Below are 6,504 nucleotides of genomic sequence, written 5' to 3'. Positions count from 1 at the left end.
ATCCGGCCGCGGCCGGGCGGTGCCGGGACGGCGCCGCCCGCGCCGTCGACCGCAGCAGGCGGGCGGCGGAAACAGGGCAGGGAGGCCCGGCGATTCCGGGCCGGAACCGGGCGGTCGGCCGCCCGGGGACGGCCCGGATCGACTTTATCGGGCTCGGGAGCGGGCCCAGGACGCGCGAAACGGCCGTGGCGCAGCGCCTCGCCCATAGGGGGCGGGTTGGCCTGGCTGGCTCGATGGGCTAGAATCGCCGGCTTACCCCGTCATTCCGACGGCTGGGCAACACAGGAAAACGACCCCATGGTCAAGATTCGACTGACCCGCGGCGGCGCCAAGAAGCGTCCGTTCTACCACATCATCGTCACCGACAGCCGCAGCGCCCGCGACGGCCGCAACATCGAGCGCGTCGGTTTCTACAACCCGGTCGCCGCCGGCAACGAGAAGCGCGTCGAGCTGAACCTCGAGCGCGTCAAGCACTGGATCGGCAACGGCGCCCAGCTGACCGACAAGGTCGCCGACCTGTACAAGCAGGCCGTCAAGGCCGCTCCGGCCGCCTGAGCCGGCGGGCCGCGCGCCCCGCGCGCGGCCCTCTTACGCATATGAGCGATTCCTCGCGCCGCATCCTGTTGGGCAGGGTGCTCGGCGCGTTCGGCATTCGCGGCGAAGCCAAGCTCGAGTCCTGGACCGAGCCGCGCGCCGCGATCTTCCGCTACCAGCCCTGGATCGTGCGCGATCCGCAGGGGCGCGAGCGCGAACTGTCGGGCGTGCGCGGCCGCGAAAGCGGCAAGTACCTGATCGCCAACCTGCCGGGCGTGACCGACCGCGAGGCGGTCGAGGCGCTGCACGGCACCGAAATCTATGTCCCGCGTTCGGCCCTGCCGCCGCCGCGCGAGGGCGAGTTCTACTGGGTCGACCTGGAAGGCCTGGACGTGGTCACCACCGAAGGCGTCGCCCTGGGCAAGGTCTCGCACCTGTTCGCGACCGGCGCCAACGACGTGCTGGTGGCGCGCGACGACGAGCGCGAGCGCATGATCCCGTTCGTGATCCCGCAGTATGTGCTGTCGGTGGATTTCGAGGCCCGGCGGGTGACCGTCGACTGGGATCCCGACTTCTAGGAGATAGCGGATAGGAGTTAGGAGATAGCGGAAGCTAGGCTCTGCGCTCTTGCTATCTCCTAACTCCTATCCGCTATCTCCTAGCTCATGCGCATCGACGTCATCAGCCTGTTCCCCGAGTTCGTCGCGCAATGCGCGGCGTTCGGCGTGGTCGGCCGCGCCGGCGAACGCGGGCTGCTGACGATGCACGGCTGGAATCCGCGCGATTACGCCGAGGGCAATTACCGCCGCGTCGACGAGCGTCCGTTCGGCGGCGGCCCGGGCATGGTGATGCTGATCGATCCGCTGCGCGCCGCCATCGCCGCGGCGCGCGCGGCCGATCCCGCGCCGGCGCGGCTGATCTACCTGAGCCCGCAGGGCGCGCGCCTGGACCAGGCCAAGGTGCGCGAGCTGGCCGGCCACGAGCGGCTGATCCTGCTGTGCGGCCGCTACGAAGGCGTCGACGAGCGGCTGATCCGCGCCGAGGTCGACGAGGAGCTGTCGATCGGCGACTACGTGCTGTCCGGCGGCGAACTGGCCGCGGCGGTGGTGGTCGACGCGGTCGCGCGCCTGCAGGACGGCGCGCTCGGCGATGCCGAATCGGCGGTGCAGGACAGTTTCGAGGACGGGCTGCTGGACTGCCCGCACTACACCCGCCCGGTCGAGCACGAACTGGGCTCGGTGCCGGAGGTGCTGATGTCGGGCAACCACGCCCGCATCGCCCAGTGGCGCCGGCAGCAATCGCTGGGCCGGACCTGGCAGCGCCGCCCGGACTTGCTGAACGAGGCCGCCCTGTCCAAGGCCGACCGCAAGCTGCTGGAGGCCTACCGGGCCGAACTGGCGGCGCAGGCGGCCCGGGAAACCGATTCCAGCGCCGCCTCGGCCAGTCCCGCGGGCGCTGAGCCGGGGCCGGCCGCCCAGGCCCTAGCCACGGCCAAAAAAATCCCGTTATAATTAGTCGCTTAGCTGTACCCATACCTGCTGTACCCCTAGCTCCATCCATGCCATGACGCGGGTCCACGTGCACTCGCGCAACAACTAATCCAACAGGCCATAGCCATGAACAAGCCGTCCATCCACACGCTGGTCCAGAATTTCGAAGCCGAACAGGTACAGCGCAAGCTGCCCGAGTTCAGCCCGGGCGACACCATCGTCGTCAACGTCAAGGTCAAGGAAGGCAACCGCGAGCGCGTCCAGGCCTATGAAGGCGTGGTCATCGGCAAGAAGAACGCCGGCCTCAACTCGTCCTTCACCGTGCGCAAGATCTCGCACGGCTACGGCGTCGAGCGCGTGTTCCAGACCCACAGCGCCGTGATCGACTCGGTCGAAGTCAAGCGCCGCGGCAAGGTCCGCGCCGGCAAGCTGTACTACCTGCGCGGCCTGGAAGGCAAGAAGGCCCGCATCAAGGAAGACCTGGCCGCCTACGCGCGCGCCAAGAACGCGCCGGCCGCCGAGTAATCGGTTCGCCCGAGCAGCGTCGCGAACGGCCGCCGAAAGGCGGCCGTTTGCATTTGCGCCGGCGCCGATCGCGACCGATCGGCTGCGCGCCGCCAATCCGACAGGAGCCCGAGCATGCGCAATCGCTATCGTTTCGACGCGCTGCCGCGCGCCGAAGGCGTCGAGGCGCCGTCCGCCGAAGCCGCCAGCGCGATCTTCTTCGCGATGTGCGCACTGCTGCGCGACGGCCGCATCGAGCGCCGCCTGCCGACGCTGGACGCGTTGGCGGCGGCGTTGCCCGCCGGCGCTTGCTGTCTCGCCCAGTGCCTGGTCGCGAGCAAGGGCAAGACGCGCCGTTTCGTCGGTGCGTTCGCCGTGGCGCAGCCGGACGAATTGATCGGATTTCTGCGCGCGGCGGTCGCCGGCGACGATTTGCGCGAGCTGCTGATCGGCCCCGCGCCGGGCGCTGCGTTGGAATGGGTCGTGCATATCGACGAAGACGCGCAGTGCGTCCGCTACGTGCCGGCCTGAGCGCATCGCGCCGCGCGGGAGGTGGCCGCGGCGCCCGCTGCGCCGCGGACCTGGCCGCGATGGCCCCCGTGTCCGGCCGGCCGCGCCGCTGTGCCCGGGAAGCGAATCGCGCTAGATTCGCCACGCGGCCTTGCCCGCCGCATTCCCCGAACATCGCGCCGCCCCCGCGGCGGGAGCGTCCATGAATCCTGGCCTGTCCGAAGGCGACATCTGCACCTATCCGCGCAGCGACGGCACCTGGGGCTTTTTCTGGGTGCAGCGCATCGACGCGCTGCCGGACGGGCGCGACGCGTTCTCGCTGCGCAAGTTCGACACCCACACTGCCGACGAGGTCCGCCGCGAGGACGAGGCCGACGTGGCCGAACTCAAGACCATCCGCCTGCTCGGCCATTTCCCCATCGTCGGCACGCGTGTGGCCGAGGCGCAGCCGCGCGCGATCGGGCGCATGCCGGTGCGCGAGGACGATCTGGAGGGTTACCGGATCTGGCGCGAGGCTTTCGATCAGGGCGAGGCCGGGGTGTTCACTGTGCCGCTGGAAGAAATCTGATGAGCGCCGGCGCGGACTAGGCGGCGGGCCGCGACATCCTCGAGCGCCTGCGCGACGCCATCGTCCTGGGCTGCACGTCGCAGAATACCTGGCGCATCGAACACGGCCGCGAGCTGGCGCTGGCGTTGCCGCGCGCGACGGTATCGCGGCATTTGCAGCCGATCACCTAGCGCGCGCTGGATCTGGCGGATTACTGGGAGTATCGGCGCCTGCTGGAACTGGCCGCGCGGCTGGATCCCGCGCTGATCCGGCGGATCGTGGCGATCGGCCTGGACCACGACGACCCGGACGTGCGCGAGGCGGCCGAGGATTTTCGCCGCTGAGCCGACTCGACAGCTTGTCGCGACGCTTGCACGCGCGAAGGCCGCCGCGCCGCGCATGCGTTCAACGCGGCGACGTGCCGGCCTCGGGACTCGCATCGGCCACCGGCGCCGGCGTCTGCGCCGGCACTTCGGCCGGCGTGGCGATGGTCTGGGTCGCCACCGGCGCGGCCACGCGCTCGGGCGCGGCCATCATCTTCGCGCGGCGCCAGCCGCCCCAGCGGTAGTACGCCATCGCCATCAGCATCGAACACAGCGCGCTGACCGGAAAGCTCCACCACAGCGCGTCCAGGCCCAGCACCGGCTGCAGGAAGGTCGCGAACGGCACGCGCACGCCCCACAGCGCCGAGCCCAGGATCAGCAGCGGCGGAATCACCGCGCCGGTGGCGCGGACCACGCCGGAGATCACGAAGGTCACGCCGAAGAACAGGAACGAAAACACCGCGATGTGGTTGAGGTGGCGGGCGATCTCGAACGAGGCGCTGCCGGCCGGCAGGAACAGCGCCAGGGTATAGCGGTCGAACAGGATCAGCGGCGCGATCAGCGCGCCGGTCATCAGGAAATTGAACAAGGTGCCGGTGCGCGCGGCCGCGTCGACCCGGTCCCAGCGCCCGGCGCCGACGCTCTGCGCGGCGATCGACGAGCACGCCGCGCCGATCGCCATCGCCGGCATCTGCACATAGGTCCACAACTGCAGCGCCGCGCCGTAGCCGGCGGCGATGCCGGTGCCGTGGGCGTTGACCAGGCGGATCATCGCGATCATCGCCAGCGAGATCAGCACCATCTGCAGGCCCATCGGCACGCCCTTGACGATCAGCGCGCGCAGCACGCTCGGGTCGATCTTGAGCAGGTGCGCATCGCCGCGGCCCAGCCACAGCACATGGCGCTTGCGCCGCAGGTGGATCAGCAGCGCGGCCAGGCTGGCGCCCTGGGCGATGAAGGTCGACAGCGCCGAGCCGGCGATGCCCAGCGCCGGCAGCGGGCCCCAGCCGAAGATCAGCAGCGGGTTGAGCACGATGTCCAGCGCCACCGACATCAGCAGGAAGCGGAACGGCGTGCGCGAGTCGCCCAGGCCGCGCAGCGCCGAGGACAGGAAGGCGAAGGCGTAGATGAAGGGGATCGACAGGAAGATCACCCGCAGGTATTGCTCGGCCAGCGGCTGCGCCGCCGCGGGCGTGCCCATGCCGCGCAGGATCGCGTCGGCGAGGAACCAGCCGATCGCCGCGATCAGCGCCGACAGGCCGATGAAGAAACTGGCGCTGGTGCCCATGACCTGGCGCGCGCGGGCGAGGTCGCGCGCGCCGGTGGCCTGGCCGATCAGGATGGTCGCGGCCATGCCGATGCCGAACATCGAGCCGATCAGGAAAAACATGATGTTGTTGGCGTTGGCCGTCGCGGTCAGCGCGGCCTCGCCGAGGTAGCGGCCGACCCAGATCGAGTTGATCGAGCCGTTGAGCGATTGCGCGGCGTTGCCGGCCATGATCGGCAGGGCGAAGGAGATCATGGTGCGGCCGATCGGGCCTTCGGTGAGCAGGTGGCTGCCGCGGGGGGCGCTGGGGGCCATGTCGGTTCCGGGCGGGGCGGGCGAGGCGGCAGTATGCCGCGCGTGGCGTTCGGGCGCGGCGACGGGCCGTGCGCGAGCAGCGATTGCTCAGTATGCCGCGCGCCGCAAGCGGCGCGGCGTCGGCGATTGCGCGGGGTGTGGCGTAGTCGGTCGAAATCCGCGCGCGCCGCGGCCGCCGCGCGGCGGCGACGGGCGGCTGGGCGGCGTCGCATCGGCGACGCGCGCGCGGTGGTATCTTTCGCGCCGATGAGCAAGCAAGACGAAACGACGAACGCGCCGGCGCAGGCGACGGTGCGATTGGACCTGTGGCTTTGGGCGGCGCGCTTCTACAAGACCCGCAGCCTGGCGCGGCAGGCGGTGGAGACCGGCAAGGTCGAAGTCGGCGGCCAGCGCGCCAAGGCCTCGCGCGCGGTGCGCGTGGGCGATGCGCTGAAGGTCGCGCGCGGCGAAGAAGTTTTCGAGGTCGCGGTGACCGGGCTCAGCGATACCCGCGGCCCGGCCAGCGCGGCGCAGGCCTTGTACGCGGAAACCGAAGCCTCGCGCGCCGCGCGCGAGCACGCGCGCGCCCTGCGCGCGGCCGAACGCAACGGCTACCGCGCGCCGGAGACCAAGCCGGACAAGCGCGCGCGGCGGTTGATCAAGGCGTTGGGGGACATCGACGCGATGTGAGGCGGGTGGGGCGCTGGCTGAGGGTTGTGTGCTGGTTTTGCGTGTGGCGTCCTGTTCGGTTGCGTCCCTTCCAAGTCGTCATCTCCGCGAAGGCGGGGATCCAGCGACTTCAGAGTCCTGCCTCGAAGAAGCGCTGGATGCCTGCCTTCGCGGGCATGACGGTAGGTAGGTTTCGCGGTGTTTCTTCTGCTGGAGGTGACGGCGGCGGATTTCACCGCGCCACTCCCGGCCGTCATCCCCGCGAAGGCGGGGATCCAGAGACTTCAGAGTCCTGCCTCGATTAAGCCCTGGATGCCCGCCTTCGCGGGCATGACGGTAGGTGGGTTTCGCGGCGTCTTTTCCAGC

Annotated in this window: 9 protein-coding genes; 7 read left to right on the top strand and 2 right to left on the bottom strand. The window is 70.3% G+C overall.

The window, feature by feature from the left end; genetic code table 11:
* The first annotated feature begins 297 nt into the window (after positions 1 to 297).
* From rpsP to A7A76_RS16780, 6 genes are all read left to right on the top strand, one after another.
* Positions 298 to 555: a 30S ribosomal protein S16 gene (rpsP, locus tag A7A76_RS16805; protein WP_206412278.1), complete on the top strand. Its 258-nt coding sequence runs from the start codon at positions 298 to 300 to the stop codon at positions 553 to 555.
* 41 nt (positions 556 to 596) lie between these two features.
* Complete coding sequence (gene rimM / locus A7A76_RS16800; protein WP_206412277.1) at positions 597 to 1,112, top strand: ribosome maturation factor RimM; 516 nt, start codon at positions 597 to 599, stop codon at positions 1,110 to 1,112.
* A gap of 87 nt (positions 1,113 to 1,199) precedes the next feature.
* Complete coding sequence (gene trmD / locus A7A76_RS16795; protein WP_206412276.1) at positions 1,200 to 2,045, top strand: tRNA (guanosine(37)-N1)-methyltransferase TrmD; 846 nt, start codon at positions 1,200 to 1,202, stop codon at positions 2,043 to 2,045.
* A gap of 105 nt (positions 2,046 to 2,150) precedes the next feature.
* A complete protein-coding gene (gene rplS, locus A7A76_RS16790; protein WP_206412275.1) occupies positions 2,151 to 2,549 on the top strand; it encodes a 50S ribosomal protein L19 in 399 nt (132 codons plus the stop codon).
* 114 nt (positions 2,550 to 2,663) lie between these two features.
* Entirely contained in the window at positions 2,664 to 3,059 is a 396-nt protein-coding gene (locus tag A7A76_RS16785) for a hypothetical protein (protein WP_206412274.1), read from the top strand.
* 181 nt (positions 3,060 to 3,240) lie between these two features.
* Entirely contained in the window at positions 3,241 to 3,606 is a 366-nt protein-coding gene (locus A7A76_RS16780) for a hypothetical protein (protein ID WP_206412273.1), read from the top strand.
* Here A7A76_RS16780 and A7A76_RS16775 read toward each other — a convergent pair.
* Both A7A76_RS16775 and A7A76_RS16770 read right to left on the bottom strand, forming a co-directional pair.
* Positions 3,561 to 3,986: a hypothetical protein gene (locus A7A76_RS16775; protein WP_206412272.1), complete on the bottom strand. Its 426-nt coding sequence runs from the start codon at positions 3,984 to 3,986 to the stop codon at positions 3,561 to 3,563. The two genes, A7A76_RS16780 and A7A76_RS16775, sit on opposite strands and share 46 nt — an antisense overlap.
* Positions 3,987 to 3,990: 4 nt before the next feature.
* Positions 3,991 to 5,490 carry an MATE family efflux transporter gene (locus A7A76_RS16770; protein WP_206412271.1) on the bottom strand — a complete coding sequence of 500 codons (1,500 nt, stop codon included), beginning with the start codon at positions 5,488 to 5,490 and terminating at the stop codon, positions 3,991 to 3,993.
* A gap of 246 nt (positions 5,491 to 5,736) precedes the next feature.
* Between A7A76_RS16770 and A7A76_RS16765 the strand changes: the two genes are divergently transcribed.
* Entirely contained in the window at positions 5,737 to 6,159 is a 423-nt protein-coding gene (locus tag A7A76_RS16765; RefSeq protein ID WP_206412270.1) for an RNA-binding S4 domain-containing protein, read from the top strand.
* Positions 6,160 to 6,504: the final 345 nt, after the last annotated feature.

This window comes from Lysobacter enzymogenes (assembly GCF_017168095.1).
Classification (GTDB): domain Bacteria; phylum Pseudomonadota; class Gammaproteobacteria; order Xanthomonadales; family Xanthomonadaceae; genus Lysobacter; species Lysobacter enzymogenes_D.
The sequence above is the reverse complement of the archived record's forward strand: the minus strand, read 5'-3'. Positions and strand labels throughout refer to the sequence as shown.